At 51.0% G+C, this 17,943-nt stretch carries 29 protein-coding genes; all 29 read right to left on the bottom strand.

Annotation, left to right across the window (positions count from 1 at the left end; translation table 11 throughout):
- Nucleotides 1–67: 67 nt before the first annotated feature.
- The 29 genes from PsWM33_RS13915 to tuf all read right to left on the bottom strand — a co-directional run bounded on the left by PsWM33_RS13915 (nt 68) and on the right by tuf (nt 17,909).
- The gene (locus tag PsWM33_RS13915; RefSeq protein ID WP_063300625.1) at nt 68–2,266 is read right to left on the bottom strand and encodes a methyl-accepting chemotaxis protein; all 2,199 of its coding nucleotides are present in this window, start codon (nt 2,264–2,266) and stop codon (nt 68–70) included.
- A gap of 336 nt (nt 2,267–2,602) precedes the next feature.
- Nucleotides 2,603–3,037, bottom strand: coding sequence for a 50S ribosomal protein L17 (gene rplQ, locus PsWM33_RS13910; protein ID WP_057463418.1), 435 nt, complete (start codon nt 3,035–3,037; stop codon nt 2,603–2,605).
- An 82-nt stretch (nt 3,038–3,119) separates the two neighbouring features.
- Entirely contained in the window at nt 3,120–4,148 is a 1,029-nt protein-coding gene (locus PsWM33_RS13905; protein WP_057463419.1) for a DNA-directed RNA polymerase subunit alpha, read from the bottom strand.
- A 74-nt stretch (nt 4,149–4,222) separates the two neighbouring features.
- The gene (rpsK, locus tag PsWM33_RS13900) at nt 4,223–4,612 is read right to left on the bottom strand and encodes a 30S ribosomal protein S11 (RefSeq protein ID WP_054664941.1); all 390 of its coding nucleotides are present in this window, start codon (nt 4,610–4,612) and stop codon (nt 4,223–4,225) included.
- 65 nt (nt 4,613–4,677) lie between these two features.
- Nucleotides 4,678–5,046 carry a 30S ribosomal protein S13 gene (rpsM, locus tag PsWM33_RS13895; protein ID WP_063289475.1) on the bottom strand — a complete coding sequence of 123 codons (369 nt, stop codon included), beginning with the start codon at nt 5,044–5,046 and terminating at the stop codon, nt 4,678–4,680.
- A gap of 221 nt (nt 5,047–5,267) precedes the next feature.
- Nucleotides 5,268–5,840, bottom strand: a complete 573-nt coding sequence (locus PsWM33_RS13890; RefSeq protein WP_063300624.1) for an adenylate kinase — start codon at nt 5,838–5,840, stop codon at nt 5,268–5,270.
- On the bottom strand, nt 5,837–7,177 hold the full coding sequence (secY, locus tag PsWM33_RS13885; RefSeq protein ID WP_063292673.1) for a preprotein translocase subunit SecY: 1,341 nt from the start codon (nt 7,175–7,177) through the stop codon (nt 5,837–5,839). Before secY ends, PsWM33_RS13890 begins: the two co-directional genes overlap by 4 nt.
- Nucleotides 7,178–7,225: 48 nt before the next feature.
- Nucleotides 7,226–7,693, bottom strand: a complete 468-nt coding sequence (gene rplO, locus PsWM33_RS13880) for a 50S ribosomal protein L15 (protein ID WP_063300623.1) — start codon at nt 7,691–7,693, stop codon at nt 7,226–7,228.
- Between the two features lie 19 nt (nt 7,694–7,712).
- Complete coding sequence (gene rpmD / locus PsWM33_RS13875) at nt 7,713–7,907, bottom strand: 50S ribosomal protein L30 (RefSeq protein WP_057463423.1); 195 nt, start codon at nt 7,905–7,907, stop codon at nt 7,713–7,715.
- A 37-nt stretch (nt 7,908–7,944) separates the two neighbouring features.
- Nucleotides 7,945–8,508 (bottom strand): 30S ribosomal protein S5, encoded by a 564-nt coding sequence (rpsE, locus tag PsWM33_RS13870; RefSeq protein WP_063292674.1) that lies wholly within the window; start codon nt 8,506–8,508, stop codon nt 7,945–7,947.
- Nucleotides 8,509–8,549: 41 nt separating this feature from the next.
- Entirely contained in the window at nt 8,550–8,903 is a 354-nt protein-coding gene (rplR, locus tag PsWM33_RS13865; RefSeq protein WP_057463424.1) for a 50S ribosomal protein L18, read from the bottom strand.
- An 11-nt stretch (nt 8,904–8,914) separates the two neighbouring features.
- Complete coding sequence (gene rplF, locus PsWM33_RS13860; RefSeq protein WP_063289478.1) at nt 8,915–9,448, bottom strand: 50S ribosomal protein L6; 534 nt, start codon at nt 9,446–9,448, stop codon at nt 8,915–8,917.
- 44 nt (nt 9,449–9,492) lie between these two features.
- Nucleotides 9,493–9,891, bottom strand: coding sequence for a 30S ribosomal protein S8 (rpsH, locus tag PsWM33_RS13855; RefSeq protein ID WP_057463426.1), 399 nt, complete (start codon nt 9,889–9,891; stop codon nt 9,493–9,495).
- 12 nt (nt 9,892–9,903) lie between these two features.
- On the bottom strand, nt 9,904–10,209 hold the full coding sequence (rpsN, locus tag PsWM33_RS13850) for a 30S ribosomal protein S14 (RefSeq protein WP_057463427.1): 306 nt from the start codon (nt 10,207–10,209) through the stop codon (nt 9,904–9,906).
- 33 nt (nt 10,210–10,242) lie between these two features.
- Complete coding sequence (gene rplE, locus PsWM33_RS13845) at nt 10,243–10,800, bottom strand: 50S ribosomal protein L5 (RefSeq protein WP_057463428.1); 558 nt, start codon at nt 10,798–10,800, stop codon at nt 10,243–10,245.
- Nucleotides 10,793–11,110, bottom strand: coding sequence for a 50S ribosomal protein L24 (rplX, locus tag PsWM33_RS13840; RefSeq protein WP_057463429.1), 318 nt, complete (start codon nt 11,108–11,110; stop codon nt 10,793–10,795). The genes rplE and rplX overlap by 8 nt, the downstream gene beginning before the upstream one ends.
- Nucleotides 11,110–11,478 carry a 50S ribosomal protein L14 gene (gene rplN, locus PsWM33_RS13835; RefSeq protein WP_057463430.1) on the bottom strand — a complete coding sequence of 123 codons (369 nt, stop codon included), beginning with the start codon at nt 11,476–11,478 and terminating at the stop codon, nt 11,110–11,112. The genes rplX and rplN overlap by 1 nt, the downstream gene beginning before the upstream one ends.
- Nucleotides 11,479–11,536: 58 nt before the next feature.
- On the bottom strand, nt 11,537–11,779 hold the full coding sequence (gene rpsQ / locus PsWM33_RS13830; RefSeq protein WP_057463454.1) for a 30S ribosomal protein S17: 243 nt from the start codon (nt 11,777–11,779) through the stop codon (nt 11,537–11,539).
- Nucleotides 11,780–11,789: 10 nt separating this feature from the next.
- On the bottom strand, nt 11,790–11,990 hold the full coding sequence (gene rpmC / locus PsWM33_RS13825; RefSeq protein WP_063289479.1) for a 50S ribosomal protein L29: 201 nt from the start codon (nt 11,988–11,990) through the stop codon (nt 11,790–11,792).
- Between the two features lie 23 nt (nt 11,991–12,013).
- Nucleotides 12,014–12,427 carry a 50S ribosomal protein L16 gene (gene rplP / locus PsWM33_RS13820; RefSeq protein ID WP_057463432.1) on the bottom strand — a complete coding sequence of 138 codons (414 nt, stop codon included), beginning with the start codon at nt 12,425–12,427 and terminating at the stop codon, nt 12,014–12,016.
- A 43-nt stretch (nt 12,428–12,470) separates the two neighbouring features.
- Complete coding sequence (gene rpsC, locus PsWM33_RS13815; protein ID WP_057463433.1) at nt 12,471–13,187, bottom strand: 30S ribosomal protein S3; 717 nt, start codon at nt 13,185–13,187, stop codon at nt 12,471–12,473.
- A complete protein-coding gene (gene rplV / locus PsWM33_RS13810) occupies nt 13,187–13,567 on the bottom strand; it encodes a 50S ribosomal protein L22 (RefSeq protein WP_057463434.1) in 381 nt (126 codons plus the stop codon). Before rplV ends, rpsC begins: the two co-directional genes overlap by 1 nt.
- Nucleotides 13,568–13,569: 2 nt before the next feature.
- Nucleotides 13,570–13,848: a 30S ribosomal protein S19 gene (gene rpsS, locus PsWM33_RS13805; protein WP_057463435.1), complete on the bottom strand. Its 279-nt coding sequence runs from the start codon at nt 13,846–13,848 to the stop codon at nt 13,570–13,572.
- 12 nt (nt 13,849–13,860) lie between these two features.
- Nucleotides 13,861–14,694: a 50S ribosomal protein L2 gene (gene rplB / locus PsWM33_RS13800; protein WP_057463436.1), complete on the bottom strand. Its 834-nt coding sequence runs from the start codon at nt 14,692–14,694 to the stop codon at nt 13,861–13,863.
- A 13-nt stretch (nt 14,695–14,707) separates the two neighbouring features.
- Entirely contained in the window at nt 14,708–15,001 is a 294-nt protein-coding gene (locus PsWM33_RS13795) for a 50S ribosomal protein L23 (protein ID WP_057463437.1), read from the bottom strand.
- Nucleotides 15,001–15,618 (bottom strand): 50S ribosomal protein L4, encoded by a 618-nt coding sequence (rplD, locus tag PsWM33_RS13790; protein WP_057463438.1) that lies wholly within the window; start codon nt 15,616–15,618, stop codon nt 15,001–15,003. The genes PsWM33_RS13795 and rplD overlap by 1 nt, the downstream gene beginning before the upstream one ends.
- Nucleotides 15,618–16,334: a 50S ribosomal protein L3 gene (rplC, locus tag PsWM33_RS13785; protein WP_057463439.1), complete on the bottom strand. Its 717-nt coding sequence runs from the start codon at nt 16,332–16,334 to the stop codon at nt 15,618–15,620. Before rplC ends, rplD begins: the two co-directional genes overlap by 1 nt.
- A 21-nt stretch (nt 16,335–16,355) precedes the next feature.
- Nucleotides 16,356–16,664 (bottom strand): 30S ribosomal protein S10, encoded by a 309-nt coding sequence (gene rpsJ, locus PsWM33_RS13780; protein ID WP_008547405.1) that lies wholly within the window; start codon nt 16,662–16,664, stop codon nt 16,356–16,358.
- Between the two features lie 69 nt (nt 16,665–16,733).
- A complete protein-coding gene (gene tuf / locus PsWM33_RS13775) occupies nt 16,734–17,909 on the bottom strand; it encodes an elongation factor Tu (protein ID WP_063289481.1) in 1,176 nt (391 codons plus the stop codon).
- Nucleotides 17,910–17,943: the final 34 nt, after the last annotated feature.

The raw sequence follows: 17,943 nt of genomic DNA, 5'->3' as shown, positions 1-17,943 counted from the left end.
CCTGCTCAAAACGCAAAACGCCGGGTCACCCCGGCGCCTTACTCATCTCGATAAAACCTGACAGAACTTAGGCTACCCGGATATTCTCAAGGTATTCTTCAACCATGCTCTTCAGCTCTTCGGACTGGTGTGTCAGTTGATTTGCAGCACCAAGAACGTTTTCCGCTTCATGGCCCGCATCACTTGCGATCATGCTCACACGGGTAATAGCCTGAGCAACCTCAGAGCTACCAGAAGTTACCTGCTGAATGTTGCTGGAGATATCTGTTGCGGTTACAGCCTGTTCCTGAACAGCACCTGCAATCGCAGTCGCCGCTTCATTCACGTCACCAATAACCGTGCTGATTTCCTTGATAGCCGCAACGGCTTTCTCCGTCTCAGCCTGAACAGATTGGATCTGAACACTGATCTCGCCAGTTGCCTGACCAGTCTGGTTCGCAAGGCCCTTAACTTCGGATGCAACAACCGCAAAGCCTTTACCAGCTTCGCCTGCACGAGCAGCCTCAATCGTCGCATTCAGCGCCAACAGGTTGGTCTGATCAGCAATATCATTGATGAGAGACACAACTTCACCAATGCGCTGCGCAGCTTCCATGAGACCGTTTACAGACACCTCAGCCGCAGCAGCCTTCTCAGCCGCTTGTTTGGAGACGTCAGCAGAACGACGGACCTCGCGGTCAATTTCACCAACAGTTGCAGAAAGCTCTTCAGCAGCACCAGCAACAGCCTGAAGATTCATCAGGGACTGTTCAGAGGCAGAAGACACCGTCTGTGCCTCAGTGTTGGTCTGCTCAGAGATGCTTGCCATACTCTTCGCGGTGGTTTCCAGATTACCGCCAGCGTCAGTCACAGTGGTCAGGATGTCTCGAACGCCAATATCAAAGTTCTCGTTCAAGGCATCCACGCGTTTCACGCGCTCTTCCTGTTCATGTTGCTCACGCACCTGTTTCTCATCCAGCTCTCTTGCACGGACAAGACCAGCCTGGAAAGACTGAACAGCTCGACCAATATCGCCGATCTCATCCTTACGCTGAGCAGAGATAATCTCCACATCCAGATTACCGTTCGCAATCTTATTAAGATTGGATGACAGGCGATTAAGCGGAGTAGACAGACTACGTGCCATGAAGATGCCAATTGCAGCAACAACCGCCAACACAACCAATCCGCTGATAATGATTTCTTTGGCGAGTGCATGCACAACAGCCAGCGCTTCGCTCACATCAGTCTTTGCGACAATAACAGTCGGCAGTTTTTCAAAGCCAAGTGGCAGGGCCAGAATAAACTGTTCCTTCACTTCCGCAAAGCCAACATTGCTTTCCAGGTTCGCCTGCAGGTCTTCAACTACTTTCGCAACAACCTCTGGATCATCTTTCTTCACCAGCGCCGTTGGCACATCAGACAAAACCTGATTGGAAAGGATCGTGCCATCAATGCGTGCCAGATAGGTCTGACCAGTCTCACCCATGTTCTCACGATTTTGCAAAACGCTATCGAAGAACTCAGAGCCGAGACGAATGGCGATCACACCCTTAAAGGTGACCTGATTGAAGTCTTCAACAAACACAGGAGCCGAAATCAAAAGGGATGCAGAATTTCCATCAGGCGCATATTGAGCAATCTCAGAATAGACCACATCGCCTTCAGTGGCTTTCGCCGCCTTATTGAATTCCTGACTGAGCAATGTACCGGATAGCTTGCTATCCTTCACGCTCTCAAGAAACTCAGAGGACTTGGTCGCAGAGTAAATCACCAGACCGTTTGCATCCATGATCAGGATGTCCGCATAACCTCCACCGGTTACACTCGCCACAAAATCTGGATGAACAACAGCATGACGCCAGGAATAAAGCGTCTTGTTACCATTCCCAGTCAGCTGCAGACGATCAGCAACAGAAGAGCCACTCTTTTGGAAGTAGCTAAGGATGTCATCCTTATCTGCACTCAGAGAATCCATGGAGGCCAGCAAGTCGGTCATGGTAACGCGCATAGCGCTACTCTTGACCAGACGCTTGATATCGCTATCAACGCGCTCCAGCTTTTCATCGAGAGTATCCCGACGAGCCTGTGCCACGAGTACGAGCTGTGTCTTGCTCGCTTCAGTCAGCGCGCTCTCAGCACGCGTATACCCAAGGAATGCCACAACGGCACTCGCAATAATTGCAAGCCCAACCATAATGAATGGAAGACGAACAGCAATACGATTAAAATAATTTTTGACTCTAGGTGAGGATACAGAGCCGCTCTCATCAGATTTAGAACGCATATTTGCCCCCGAGTAATACGTTGGGAGCATAGTCGGGCTATAGTGTTAATCTCCGCTTAAAACAAATATTTAAAATGCTTTTCAAATCGAAGAAAAATTGAAATACCGATATGATTTAGCTGTGTTTTCTCACAAAACTGGAAGCACGCTGTACTATCATAAGTTGCAGTACCGACCTGACCCGAGCAATCCAGTTCCACCTGCCAAAACTAACGCAACGCGACCTTTTTCATCAGATTCGTTCTGCAAAAAGTAAGAGCTCTTGAGTGAATTTCATTCAGGCAACAAAAAAGGGCACCCGAAGGCACCCTTTTTCAAATCGCTTATGCGAAAAGCTTATGCAGCAGCTTCAGCTGTCTCAGCAGCTTCTTCAGCAGCAGCGCGTGCGCGATCTGCAGCGCCTTTAGCTTCTACGTCGCGCTCAACCAGCTCGATAACAGCCATTGGTGCATTATCACCATGACGGAAACCAGCTTTCAGCACGCGAGAATAACCACCCTGACGGTCCGCATAACGCTCTGCAAGGGTATCAAACAGCTTTGCTACCATTGCAGTGTCACGGATCTGGGAAATTGCTTGACGACGTGCATGCAGGTCGCCGCGCTTGCCCAGAGTGATGAGCTTCTCGATGATTGGACGCATCTCTTTTGCTTTCGGAAGCGTCGTAACAATCTGCTCATGCTGGATGAGCGAAGCTGCCATGTTAGCGAACATCGCTTTACGGTGGCTTGACGTCCGATTGAGCTTGCGGCCGGAATTACCGTGGCGCATGGCCCTCTCCTTTGTTAAGTCAATTACGATCTAGTACATCAGATCGCCGGAACCTCACGCAGCGCGCTCAGTTCCTGTTCCTTTAATATTGGTGGTCTTCGTAGCGCTTAGCGAGCTCATCGATATTTTCAGGCGGCCAGTTTGCCACTTCCATACCGAGATGCAGGCCCATTTGCGCCAGAACTTCTTTGATCTCGTTGAGAGACTTACGACCGAAGTTCGGTGTACGAAGCATTTCTGCTTCTGTCTTCTGAATGAGATCGCCAATATATACGATATTGTCGTTCTTCAGGCAGTTTGCCGAACGTACAGACAACTCAAGCTCATCAACCTTCTTCAGCAGTGCTGGGTTGAACGCAAGTTCCGCGACTGTGTCTTCCTGAACTTCACGCTGTGGCTCTTCGAAGTTCACGAAGATAGACAGCTGATCCTGCAGGATACGAGCAGCAAATGCTACTGCATCTTCAGGGATCACAGATCCGTCAGTTTCAACAGTCAAAGTCAACTTATCATAATCAAGAACCTGACCTTCACGGGTGTTCTCAACCTTATAAGAAACCTTCTTAACCGGAGAATACAGGCTGTCAACCGGAATCAGACCGATTGGAGCGTCTTCTGGGCGGTTAGCGGCAGCTGGAACATAACCCTTGCCGGTGTTTACAGTGAATTCGATGCGAACTTCCGCACCTTCATCAAGGTTACACAGCAGCAGACCTGGGTTAAGAACCTCAACGTCACCTACAGTTTCAATATCGCCAGCGTAGACCGCACCAGGACCCTGCTTACGCAGAACCATACGCTTTGGTCCCTCGCCTTCCATGCGAAGCGCGATTTCCTTGATGTTCAGGATGATGTCAGTCACATCTTCACGAACGCCAGGAATTGATGAGAACTCATGGAGAACGCCATCAATCTGAACCGCAGTCACTGCAGCACCCTGAAGAGAGCTAAGCAGAACGCGGCGCAGAGCGTTACCAAGAGTCAGGCCGTAGCCACGCTCAAGAGGTTCTGCAATCACAGAAGCCTTAAAGCGTGCATCATCGCCAGCACGAATGTCGAGTTTAGTTGGCTTGATAAGCTCTTGCCAATTTTTTTGAATAGTCACGTTCATAAACCCTCTGGCTTTCCCGTTGACCTAAAAGTCAACTAATCCTTGCCTGGGTGGAAAACTAGCCTAACGAACTGTTAGACGCGGCGACGCTTGCGTGGGCGGCAACCATTGTGCGGGATCGGAGTTACATCACGGATAGATGTAATAACGAAACCTGCAGCCTGAAGCGCACGCAGAGCGGATTCACGTCCAGAACCTGGACCACGTACTTCTACTTCGAGAGTACGCATGCCGTGTTCAGCAGCCTTACGACCAGCGTCTTCGGCAGCGACCTGTGCAGCATAAGGGGTAGACTTACGAGAACCCTTAAAGCCAAGCGCGCCGGCAGACGACCAAGAGATCGCATTGCCCTGAGCATCGGTGATGGTGATCATGGTATTGTTGAACGTAGAGTTCACATGCGCGACACCTGAAGAAATGTTCTTCCGTTCGCGACGACGCACGCGCGTCGATTCTTTAGCCATTATATTTCCTAACTTCGATATCTACACCGCCGTATAGCCGGCGGCTCCACCGGATAACCGGCTAGTTATTTCTTCTTACCAGCGATCGCTTTAGCAGGGCCCTTACGGGTGCGAGCGTTGGTATGAGTGCGCTGACCACGGACAGGCAGACCACGACGGTGGCGCAGGCCACGGTAACAGCCAAGGTCCATGAGACGCTTAATGTTCATTGCAGTTTCACGACGAAGATCACCTTCAACGGTGTATTCAGCGTCGATTGCTTCACGGACTTTCAGAACTTCTGCATCAGAAAGTTCGTTGACGCGACGCTCTGCAGCAATACCGACTTTCTCGGTGATTTCCTGCGCGAACTTCGCACCAATGCCATGAATGTACTGCAGCGCGATAACTACGCGCTTATTCGTCGGAAGGTTGACGCCAGCAATACGTGCCACGTTTGTTTTCTCCAATTACGAGGGTACGTTTGTTCCCTCTCCCATTTTTTTGCCGATAACACACCTACAACCAGGCAGGTTGAGGGCGCACCATCACACAGCAAAAAGATCAGCCTCGGTTTCCCAAGGAAAACCGGCGCCAATCGATTATGGTGTCGATGTGCGCCGGCTATACTTTATTATAAAGGCAAGCGCAAGCGCCTGCCTTCAAAAAGCACGGATTAAACCGTGCTCAAAATCGTATCGATCTCTGAAGCAACCTCGTCAACGGACTTCATGCCATCAACGCCCATCAGCATGTTCCGCTCACCATAGTACTTGATAAGCGGGGCTGTCTGCTCGTTGTAAACTGCAAGACGTTTCTTCAAAGACTCTGCATTGTCATCGGATCGAGCTTCCGCGCTTTCACGAGCACGTGTTTCGATACGCTCAAGAAGGATACCTTCATCAACCTTCAGCTGCACAACAGCATCAAGTCTCTGGTCCTTCTTCTCAAGCAGTTCGCCAAGAGCGTCTGCCTGAGCAATGGTGCGTGGGAAACCGTCCAGAATGAAGCCTTTTGCACAATCAGCCTGATCAATACGATCAGAAATGATGGAACAAATCAGGTCATCAGAAACCAGGTCACCACGTGTCAGAACATCTTTGACCTTCAAGCCGACTTCGGTTTCAGCTGCAACAGCTGCACGAAGCATGTCACCAGTCGAAAGCTGGACAATACCATGCACCGCAACAAGTCGACCTGCCTGAGTGCCTTTACCAGCACCAGGAGGGCCAAGAAGAATCAATCTCATCTACGTTTCCCCCTCAACTTCGTTTTCTTCACCAAGCCCTCGTACTGATGAGCAAGAAGGTGCCCCTGGATCTGAGAAACGGTATCCATGGTGACGCTAACAACAATGAGCAGAGACGTACCACCGAAGTAGAACGGAACACCCGTTGCTGAGATCAGGAACTCTGGCAACAAACAAATGAGAGTAATGTATATTGCACCGACAACCGTAATGCGAGTTAGCACATGGTCAATGTACTGCGCAGTACGTTCGCCTGGACGAATTCCTGGAATGAAGCCACCATGCTTCTTGAGGTTGTCTGCTGTCTCCGACGGATTGAAAACAATCGCGGTGTAGAAGAAGCAGAAAAAGATGATTAATGCTGCATAAAGAGCCATGTAGGCTGGTTGACCGTGTCCCAGCAGCGCAGTGATTGTTGTCAACCACGCCATCGAACCAGTGGAATCACCGGTTTGGAAACTGGCTACAGTCGCTGGTACCAGCAACAAGGAGCTCGCAAAAATCGGTGGAATAACACCAGCCGTATTGAGTTTGAGTGGCAGGAACGATGTGTTCCCCTCAAACATCTTATTGCCCTGTTGGCGACGTGGATACTGAATCAGCAAACGTCGCTGTGCACGTTCCATGAAGACGATAACGCCGATAACCACCACAGACAGTATGATAACTGCCAAAATGATTGGAGTTGCGAGCGCGCCCTGACGACCAAGTTCCAAAGTGGAAGCAATCGCAGAAGGAAGCCCGGCAACAATACCGGAGAAAATGATCAAAGAAATGCCGTTACCAATGCCGCGAGAGGTGATTTGCTCACCCAGCCACATCAGGAACATAGTACCACCAACAAGGGTAAGAACTGTTGCAATACGGAAGAACCAGCCCGGATCGATAACAATGTTCGCGCCAGCCTCAAGACCAACGGAAATACCGTAGGCCTGGAAGGTTGCCAGAATCACTGTACCAAAACGTGTGTACTGGTTAATTTTTTTCCGGCCTTGCTCACCCTCTTTCTTCAGCTGTTCCAAAGCAGGAACAACAGAAGTCATAAGCTGGATGATAATCGACGCAGAAATGTAAGGCATGATGCCGAGGGCAAAAATAGCCATACGCTCGACAGCACCACCGGAGAACATGTTAAACAGGCCAACAATGCCAGTTTGTACGTTTCCGAAGGCCTGTGCGAGCGCGTCAGGATTAATTCCAGGCAGAGGGATATAGGTTCCGAATCGATAAACCAAAAGCGCGCCTAGCGTGAACCAGATCCGCTTCTTCAGTTCCTCGGCTTTAGCAAAGGCAGAAAAGTTAAGGTTTGAAGCAAGTTGCTCGGCAGCAGAAGCCATTCCGCGCTCCGGTCAGTTTGGATACACCCCGAAAAAAAGACAAGGCTGTTAAGCCTTGCCTTCCTTGATTACGACCTTGCCACCTGCTTTTTCAACTGCTGTAACAGCAGTTTTGGAAGCACCAGCAATTTCGAAAGTTACAGCAGTTTTCAGTTCACCGTCGGACAGAAGGCGTACGCCATCCAGAACGCGGCGAACAACGCCTGCTGCAACAAGTGCTTCAACAGTCACCGTCGCGGAAGCGTCAAGCTTACCAGCGTCGATTGCTGTCTGAACACGACCCAAGGACACAATGTTCAGGTCCTTAGCAAAGATATTGGTGAAGCCGCGCTTTGGAAGACGACGATGCAATGGCATCTGCCCGCCTTCAAAGCCCTTGATAGCAACACCCGAACGGGACTTCTGACCTTTGACACCACGGCCGCCAGTCTTGCCCTTACCGGAACCGATACCGCGTCCTACGCGGGTTCGGTCCGAAACAGCACCCGGGTTATCCCGGAGTTCGTTGAGCTTCATGATAGTTCTCCCGGTCCGCTTATGCTTCGTCTAAAACGCGAACCAGATGCTGAACCTTACGGATCATGCCGCGTACTTCTGGAGTATCCTTCAGAGTACGACGACGGTGCATCTTGTTCAACCCCAGACCAATCAACGTAGCACGCTGACTAGCAGGACGGCGAAGCGGGCTACCGATCTGTTCGACTGTTACAGTCTTTTCAGTATTAGCCATGACACTAACCCTTGTTCTCAGTCAGCAAAAGCGAGGCTTATGCCTCAGCCTTTACTGGCGCCGCATCATCGTTGTCACGACGACGAGCCTGCAAGGAAGATACCTTGAGACCACGACGTGCTGCAACAGAACGCGGGCTGTCTTCTTTTTTCAGTGCATCGAAAGTCGCACGAACCATGTTGTACGGGTTGGAAGTACCAAGGGACTTCGCAACAACGTCCTGGACACCAAGTGTCTCAAACACAGCACGCATTGGACCACCAGCGATGATACCGGTACCGGCAGGTGCTGCACGAAGTACAACTTTACCTGCGCCGTGACGGCCTTCAACATCGTGGTGAAGAGTACGACCTTCACGAAGTGGCACACGAACCATAGTACGCTTAGCAGCTTCCGTTGCTTTGCGGATGGCCTCTGGCACTTCACGAGCCTTACCGTGACCAAAGCCAACGCGGCCTTTCTGATCACCAACTACTACAAGAGCGGCGAAGCCGAAACGACGACCACCCTTTACAACTTTAGCGACGCGGTTGATGTGAACGAGCTTATCGACAAATTCGCTGTCGCGCTCGTCACGATCCCGGTTATCCTGTCTCGCCATAATAATGTTTCCCGTTCTCTAGGAGCACCAAAAGGCGCTGATCAGAAGCTCAGACCGCTATCACGTGCTGCATCTGCCAAGGCCTGAACACGGCCATGATAGATATAACCACCACGATCAAACACGACTTCTTTGATACCAGCAGCAATAGCGCGTTCAGCAATAAGCTTGCCTACAGCAGCAGCAGCATCTTTATTGCCGCCGTTTTCTACTTTTACGTCTTTCTCAATGGTAGACGCGGACGCAAGGGTTACACCCTTGGTATCGTCGATGATCTGAGCGTAAATCTGCTTGGATGAGCGGAAAACGGACAGCCGAGGACGACCGTTCGCTACCTTTTTGATCGAACGGCGCACACGGGCGCGACGACGTTCGAAAGAATTTCCATTCGCCATGGTCCGTACCGTTACTTCTTCTTGCCTTCTTTACGAACGATGAACTCGTCCGCATAACGAATACCCTTGCCTTTGTATGGCTCAGGTGGGCGATATTCACGAATGTTCGCGGCAACCTGCCCTATCTGCTGCTTGTCAATGCCGTTGATGACAATTTCTGTCGGCTTCGGACATTTGATTTCTACACCCTCAGGAATGTCAAACTTGACATCATGAGAGAAACCAAGAGCAAGATTAAGGGTCTTACCTTGAACCTGTGCACGGTAACCAACACCGGTAATCGCCAGCTGCTTTTCGAAGCCGGAAGTCACACCTGTGATAAGGTTAGCGACCATGGTGCGGGACATACCCCACATAGAACGCGCAGTCTTTGACTGGTTGCGCGGATCAAGACGGATACCATCATCCGCCATATCGACCGAAACGAGATCGTTGACCACGAAGGAGAGTTCCCCCTTCGGGCCTTTAACGATAACATTCTGGCCGTTGATCGTTGCCGTTACCCCGCTTGGCACGGGGACTGGCTTCTTGCCAATTCGAGACATAAGATCAACCTGTCTGTTATTTTAGTTAATCGTGCAATGCCGCGTCAGAAGACGCGACAAAGTACTTCACCACCCACATTTTTCTCACGTGCATCGTGGTCTGCCATTACGCCCTGAGGAGTAGACAGAATAGATACACCCAAGCCGTTTGCAACGTGTGGGATGTTCTTGACCGAAGAATATACGCGACGACCAGGCTTAGATACGCGCTCAATCGTGCGAATCACTGGTTCACCGTCGAAATACTTCAACTCAATTTCAAGCTCAGACTTGCCTGCACCGAAGTCAACAGCGGTATAACCGCGGATGTAACCTTCAGAAATCAGAACGTCCAAGATGTGTGCGCGCAACTTAGAAGCAGGTGTGCTTACTTTAGATTTGCGACGCATCTGCGCATTACGGATGCGCGTGATCATATCCCCGACTGGATCGGAAATCGACATAGCAGTAACTCCTTACCAGCTCGACTTCACGAGACCCGGGATCTTGCCCAGGGAACCCAACTCACGAAGCGCAATACGCGACATCTTAAGTTTGCGGTAGTAACCGCGTGGGCGACCTGTGACTTCACACCGGTTGCGTACCCGTGTAGGCGCGGAATTGCGCGGCAGCTTTGAAAGCTTCAGCCGTGCATTGAAACGCTCCTCCAGGGACAAGCTCTCGTCCTTGGCCATGGCCTTCAGGGCAGCACGCTTGTCAGCATATTTACTAACAAGAGCTACGCGCCGCTTGTTTTTCTCGACCGCGCTTTTCTTCGCCATCGTCTGTCCTCGTTCCTTTCCCGTATACCGCTTTTATTTGCGGAACGGGAAGTTGAACGCGCGCAGCAGTTCACGCGCTTCGTCATCGGTTTTAGCATTGGTACAAACAACAATGTCCATACCCCACATTTGATCTACTTTATCGTAGTCAATTTCAGGGAAAACAATGTGTTCTTTAAGTCCCATAGCGTAGTTGCCACGTCCGTCGAAGCTTTTCGGATTCAAGCCACGAAAGTCACGTACACGCGGAAGCGCGATTGTGATCAAACGATCCATGAATTCGAACATCTGGTTACGACGAAGTGTAACTTTAGTACCCAGCGGCATATCTTCACGAACCTTGAAGGTCGCGATAGATTTTCTAGCACGGGTAATAACCGCCTTTTGACCAGCAATCAAGCTAAGATCTTCAGCAGCGATACGAGCCTTCTTGCTGTCACCAACAGCTTCACCAACACCCATGTTCAAAACGATCTTTTCGACCGAAGGAATCATCATTGGATTGGTGTAGTTAAACTTCTCCTGAAGCTCACCACGCACTACATCATTGTAGTGCGCCTTGAGCCGTGGAGTGTAAGTAGCGTCAGCCATCAATCACGTCTCCTGAACGCTTAGCGACACGAACAGTGGCGCCTGCATCATTAGTCGTGAAACCGACGCGGGTCGGCTTGCCATCCTTAGGATCAGCAATGGCAATATTGGAAAGCTGAATAGGAGCTTCCTTTGTGATGATACCACCTTCGCTCTGTTGGGTCTGGCGCTGGTGACGTTTCACCAAGTTAACGCCACGCACGACAGCGCGGTTGTCAGATGGAATCATCTGGAGAACTTCCCCAGTCTTTCCTTTGTCACGACCGGCAATTACGACGACTTTGTCGCCCTTTTTGATCTTCGCGGGCATCAGAGCACCTCCGGCGCAAGCGAAATGATCTTCATGTGATTCTTGCCACGCAGTTCACGAGGAACTGGGCCAAAAATACGTGTTCCGATCGGTTCTTTGTTGTTGTTGATCAGGACGGCAGCATTGCTGTCGAACCGGATCACACTGCCGTCAGCACGACGGATGTCTTTAGCCGTGCGTACGACGACCGCTTTCATCACGTCGCCCTTCTTTACACGACCCCGAGGAATTGCTTCTTTGACGGAGACAACAATGATGTCGCCAACGCCAGCATACTTCCGTTTGGAGCCGCCGAGCACTTTGATGCACATGACACGACGTGCGCCGGAATTATCGGCTACGTCGAGGTTAGTTTGCATCTGAATCATGACTCGTCGCCTTGTTCTTTCTCAGCACTCTAAAAGTTAGAAATGCTGGATGCGTTCACTAGCTCGCTGCTTCCGTAGAAACAACGGTCCATTTCTTATTCTTAGAGATTGGAGCACACTCTTCAATTTGAACGGTGTCGCCAACCTTGTAAGAATTATTTTCGTCATGTGCACGATACTTCTTCGTACGGCGCACAACTTTTTTCAGCAAAGGGTGGGTAAAGCGACGCTCTACCTTCACCGTTACTGTCTTTTCGTTCGCATCGCTAACAACGACACCCTGCAAAATACGCTTTGGCATCATTAGCTCCTTATGCGTTGTCAGACACGCGCTTGTCGCGCAAGACTGTCTGGATCCGCGCAATGTCCCGGCGAACCTGACGGACACGAGCGGTGTTTTCGAGCTGACCAGTTGCTCTCTGGAAACGCAAGTTGAACTGTTCTTTTTTCAGTTCTTCCAGGTTTGCCTTGAGCTCATCTGAGGTCTTAGCTCTTACGTCGCTAGCCTTCATGGCCTTTTCCTTTCGATGTCCGATTACTCACCAATGCGCTGGACGAACCGGCACTTGATTGGGAGTTTAGCAGCGGCCAGACGCATTGCTTCACGAGCAATATCTTCAGACACACCGTCCATTTCGAACATGATGCGACCAGGTTTCACCCGGCACGCCCAGTACTCAGGAGAACCTTTACCCTTACCCATGCGGACTTCAGCCGGCTTGGAGGACACAGGAACGTCCGGGAAGATTCTGATCCACACGCGACCCGCACGCTTCATGTAACGGGTCATTGCACGACGGGCAGCCTCAATCTGACGAGCGGTGATCCGCTCTGGTTCCATGGCTTTCAGGCCAAAGGCACCAAAATTGAGGTCCGTACCACCCTTGGCATTACCATGGATGCGGCCCTTGTGCTGCTTGCGGAACTTAGTACGCTTTGGTTGCAGCATCGTTTTCTCTCGCTTTAATAGTTAAGCCGTGTGAAGGCGCTGCTTACGCAGCGCGCTCACGCCGACCGCCACCTTGGCGTTCGCTCTTGCCACCACCTTCAGTCGCACGACGTTCAGAAGCCATTGGGTCATGCTCAAGGATTTCGCCCTTGAAGATCCAGACTTTAACGCCACACGCGCCGTAAGCGGTGTGTGCTGTAGCAGTGCCGTAGTCGATGTCTGCACGAAGAGTGTGCAGAGGCACGCGACCTTCACGGTACCATTCGATACGTGCGATTTCCGCACCACCAAGACGACCACCGCAGTTAATACGGATGCCCTGGGCGCCAAGACGCATTGCAGACTGAACTGCACGCTTCATGGCACGGCGGAAAGCAACACGACGCTCGAGCTGCTGAGCGATAGATGCTGCAACAAGCGCTGCATCGGTCTCCGGCTTGCGCACTTCAACGATGTTGAGGTGCACTTCCGAATTTGTCATCTCGGACAGCTTCTTGCGAAGGCGTTCGATGTCTGCACCTTTTTTACCGATAACAACACCTGGACGACCAGAGTGAATAGTTACACGGCACTTTTTGTGCGGACGTTCAATGACGACCTTGGATACAGCAGCCTGCTTAAGTTCTTTAAGCAGATATTCGCGGATGCGAAAATCTTCATGAAGAAGATCGCCGTATTCGTTCTTGCTAGCAAACCAGCGAGAGTCCCAGGTACGGTTGATGCCAAGACGAAAACCGATTGGATTAATCTTCTGACCCATCAGGCAGTCTCCTCAACTTCCCGAACCACGATAGTCAGGTTGGAAAACGGCTTTAGGATCCGTCCAACACGACCACGAGCTCGCGGCTGGAAACGCTTCATGACAAGCGCTTTGCCAACATAAGCCTCGGCGACGACAAGATTGTCGACGTCGAGATCATGGTTGTTTTCCGCATTAGCAATAGCAGACATCAAGGTCTTCTTGACGTCGCCTGAAATGCGCTTACGGGAGAAGGTAAGATCAGCAAGTGCTGTACCAACCTTCTTACCGCGAATGGATGCAGCAACGAGGTTCAACTTCTGCGGGGAAACCCGCAGCATGCGGCAAACCGCCTTTGCCTCGTTGTCTGGGAGCATCCGCTCATGCTTCTGCTTGCCCATCGCTACTTCCTCTTTGACTTTTTGTCAGCGCCATGGCCGTAGTAGGTACGAGAAGGAGCGAATTCGCCCAACTTGTGCCCAACCATGTCTTCACTGATCAAAACAGGAATGTGCTTTTGACCGTTATAGACGCCAAAAGTCAACCCCACAAAGTGCGGCAGAACGGTAGAACGTCGGCTCCAGGTCTTAATGACCTCATTCCGGCCGGATTCACGAACCTTATCCGCTTTCTTCAGGAGGTAACCGTCAATAAACGGCCCTTTCCAGATCGAACGTGCCACGATCCGTTCCTCTTACTTCTTACGCGCGTGACGAGACCGAACGATAAACTTATCGCTGGACTTGTTACTGCGTGTGCGCTTGCCTTTGGTCGGCTTGCCCCAAGGGGTAACCGGATGACGTCCACCGGAGGTGCGACCTTCACCACCACCATGTGGGTGATCGACAGGGTTCATCGCAACACCACGAACGTGTGGGCGACGACCCAGCCAACGGGAACGACCAGCCTTACCAAGGTTGATGTTCGCGTGGTCCTGGTTGGATACCGCACCAACGGTAGCCATACAGGTGCCAAGAACGCGACGCTGTTCACCGGAAAGCAGACGGATGACTGTGTAACCAGCATCACGACCAACGATCTGAGCGTAAGCACCAGCTGAGCGAGCAATCTGCGCGCCTTTACCTGGCTTCATCTCGATGTTGTGGATGATGGTACCCACTGGAATAGAAGCCAGAGGCATAGCGTTGCCTGGCTTAATATCCACAGCTTCACCAGCTACAACCTTATCGCCAGCAGCAAGACGCTGTGGTGCAAGGATGTATGCCTGCTCGCCATCATCATAAGTGATGAGAGCGATGAAAGCGGTGCGGTTTGGATCGTATTCCAGACGCTCAACAGTACCGACAACGTCGAATTTACGACGCTTGAAGTCGATCAGGCGGTAGGTACGTTTGTGACCACCACCAATGTTGTTCGCAGTCTTACGACCGTGGTTGTTACGACCACCGGACTTGGACAGACCTTCAGTCAATTTCTTGACTGGCTTGCCTTTCCAAAGATCAGAACGGTCTACCTGGACCAGCTGACGACGGCCAGGAGATGTCGGATTAAATGTCTTAAGTGCCATTTTGTCCTACCCCTTACAGACCGGTCGTCACGTCGATGGACTGACCATCTTCCAGAGTGACCACAGCTTTTTTGAAGTCGTTCTGTTTGCCGACAACACCTTTGAAGCGCTTGGTTTTACCCTTGCGAACCAGTGTGTTGACTGCTTTGACTTTTACGCCAAACAGCGCTTCAACAGCTGCTTTGATTTCCGGTTTTGTTGCAGTGAGAGCAACCTTGAAAACAACCTTATTCTCTTCAGAGGCAAAAGTAGCTTTCTCGGTGATCACCGGAGATACGATTTTGTCGTAGTGAACGAGCTTGCTCATTAGAAGCGCTCCTCCAAAGCTGCAACTGCCGCTTTGGTCAGGACCAGCGTATCACGACGAAGAATGTCGTAAACGTTGATACCCTGTACCGGCAGTACATCTACGAGTGGAATGTTACGAGTAGCCAAACCGAAGTTTGCATCTACTTCAGAACCGTCCACGAACAACGCACTGTTCAATCCGAGAGAACCGAGCTGATCCTTCAGAGCCTTGGTTTTGGCTTCTGCTGATTTCGCGTCTTCAACAACAACAAGGTTGCCAGAAGCTGCTTTTGCAGACAGAGCATGCTTCAGACCCAGAACACGAACTTTTTTAGGAAGCTCATGAGCGTGCTCACGCACAACTGGACCAAATGCCCTACCACCACCACGGAACTGAGGTGCTTTACGGTTACCGTGACGTGCGCCGCCAGAACCTTTCTGGCGTACGAATTTTTTGGTGGTACCATTAACTTCGGAACGACCCAAAGTTTTATGTGTACCAGCCTGGCGCTTTGCAAGCTGCCAGCGAACAACACGCTGGATTAGGTCGATACGTGGCTCGAGACCAAAGATCTCGTCAGACACTGTGATCGAACCCGCTGCGTTACCGCCGAGGGTTTTAACCTCGAGTTCCATCACTCACCTTCCTTCCCGGCTTCAGCCGCTGCAATAGCAGAGTTCTGACGGAATGCACCTGGTACAGGAACGTTCTCTGGCAGAGCCTTCTTAATTGCATCACGAACCAGGATCCAACCGCCTTTAGAGCCAGGTACAGAACCTTCAACCATGATCAGACCACGTTCTACGTCAGTACGTACAACTTTCAGATTCTGAGTGGTTACGCGTTCAGCACCGAGGTGTCCGGCCATTTTCTTGCCTTTAAACACCTTACCTGGATCCTGACACTGACCGGTAGAGCCGTGCGCACGGTGTGAAACAGACACACCATGAGAAGCGCGACCACCACCGAAGTTGTGACGCTTCATCGCACCAGCAAAGCCCTTACCGATAGAGGTGCCGGTTACATCCACGAACTGACCGTTAAGGAAGTGGTCAGCTGTAAGCTCAGCACCAACTTCGATCAAGTTCTCTTCAGAAACACGGAACTCAGCGAGTTTGCGCTTAGGCTCAACTTTTGCAACTGCAAAGTGGCCACGCATCGCGCGGTTCGTGTTCTTAACTTTTGCCGCACCTACGCCCAACTGAAGCGCAGTGTAGCCGTTCTTGTCTGCCGTCCGGTGAGCAACAACTTGACAGTTGTCTAGACGCAGTACTGTAACGGGCACATGTTCGCCTGCCGCGTTATAGATACGGGTCATACCCACCTTCTGTGCGATCACTCCAGAACGCATTACTGTGTCCCCTTGCCGCACTTAGAGCTTGATCTCGACATCAACGCCAGCAGCCAGGTCGAGCTTCATCAAAGCATCTACTGTCTGTGGTGTTGGGTCGACGATGTCCAAAAGACGCTTATGAGTGCGCATTTCGAACTGATCACGGCTCTTTTTATCAACATGCGGTCCGCGAAGTACTGTGTACTTCTCAATCCGCGTCGGCAACGGAACTGGTCCACGCACTTGTGCGCCGGTCCGTTTCGCCGTGTTCACGATTTCCTTAGTGGAAGCGTCAAGAACACGGTGATCAAACGCCTTCAGGCGGATCCGTATATTCTGACCGTTCATGACTAATCCTTAACTGAGCAAGGCAACTGCGGTTTAACACAAGATCAAACCGCAGTTCGAACTCAATTCTTATTCGATGATTTCAGCTACAACACCAGCGCCGACGGTACGACCGCCTTCACGGATAGCGAAGCGCAGACCATCTTCCATAGCGATTGGTACGATAAGTTCAACTGAAACAGCAACGTTATCACCAGGCATCACCATTTCTGTGCCTTCTGGCAGAGAAACAACACCAGTCACGTCAGTCGTACGGAAGTAGAACTGTGGACGGTAGTTGGTGAAGAATGGAGTGTGACGTCCACCCTCTTCCTTGGTGAGGATGTATGCCTCAGCCTTAAACTTGGTGTGAGGAGTAACGGAACCTGGTTTACAAAGAACCTGGCCACGCTCAACATCTTCACGACCAACACCACGGATCAATGCACCGATGTTGTCGCCAGCTTCACCCTGATCGAGCAGCTTGCGGAACATTTCAACACCAGTAACAGTGGTCTTAGATGTGTCTTTAACGCCAACGATCTCAACTTCGTCACCAACGTGAACGATGCCACGCTCTACACGACCGGTTACAACAGTACCACGGCCAGAGATAGAGAACACGTCCTCGATCGGCATCAAGAATGGCAGATCGCGTGGACGGTCAGGAGTTGGGATATAGTCGTCAACTGCAGCCATCAGCTCTACAATTTTGTCTTTGCCGATCGCGTCATCGCGGTCTTCAAGAGCAGCAAGTGCAGAACCAGCAATGATTGGAATATCATCGCCTGGGAATTCGTAGGAAGACAGAAGTTCACGAACTTCCATTTCTACGAGTTCAAGCAGTTCTTCGTCGTCAACCTGGTCAACTTTGTTCATGAAGACAACCAGAGCAGGCACACCAACCTGACGAGCGAGCAGGATGTGCTCACGAGTCTGAGGCATTGGGCCGTCTGCAGCGTTAACAACGAGGATCGCGCCGTCCATCTGCGCAGCACCAGTGATCATGTTTTTCACATAATCAGCGTGGCCTGGACAGTCAACGTGTGCGTAGTGACGAGCTTCGGTTTCATATTCAACGTGTGCTGTTGAAATAGTGATACCGCGAGCACGCTCTTCAGGAGCACCATCGATTTCGTCGTATGCTTTAAAATCACCGAAGGATTTAGTAATCGCTGCGGTCAGTGTAGTTTTACCGTGGTCAACGTGGCCAATTGTGCCGATGTTGACGTGCGGCTTATTACGTTCAAATTTTTCTTTAGCCATCGGATCTCTCCGTTCTCTCTTGAATCCCTTTGAC

This window comes from Pseudovibrio sp. WM33 (assembly GCF_001623165.1).
GTDB lineage: Bacteria > Pseudomonadota > Alphaproteobacteria > Rhizobiales > Stappiaceae > Pseudovibrio.
This window is presented reverse-complemented; position numbering and strand designations above follow the sequence as displayed.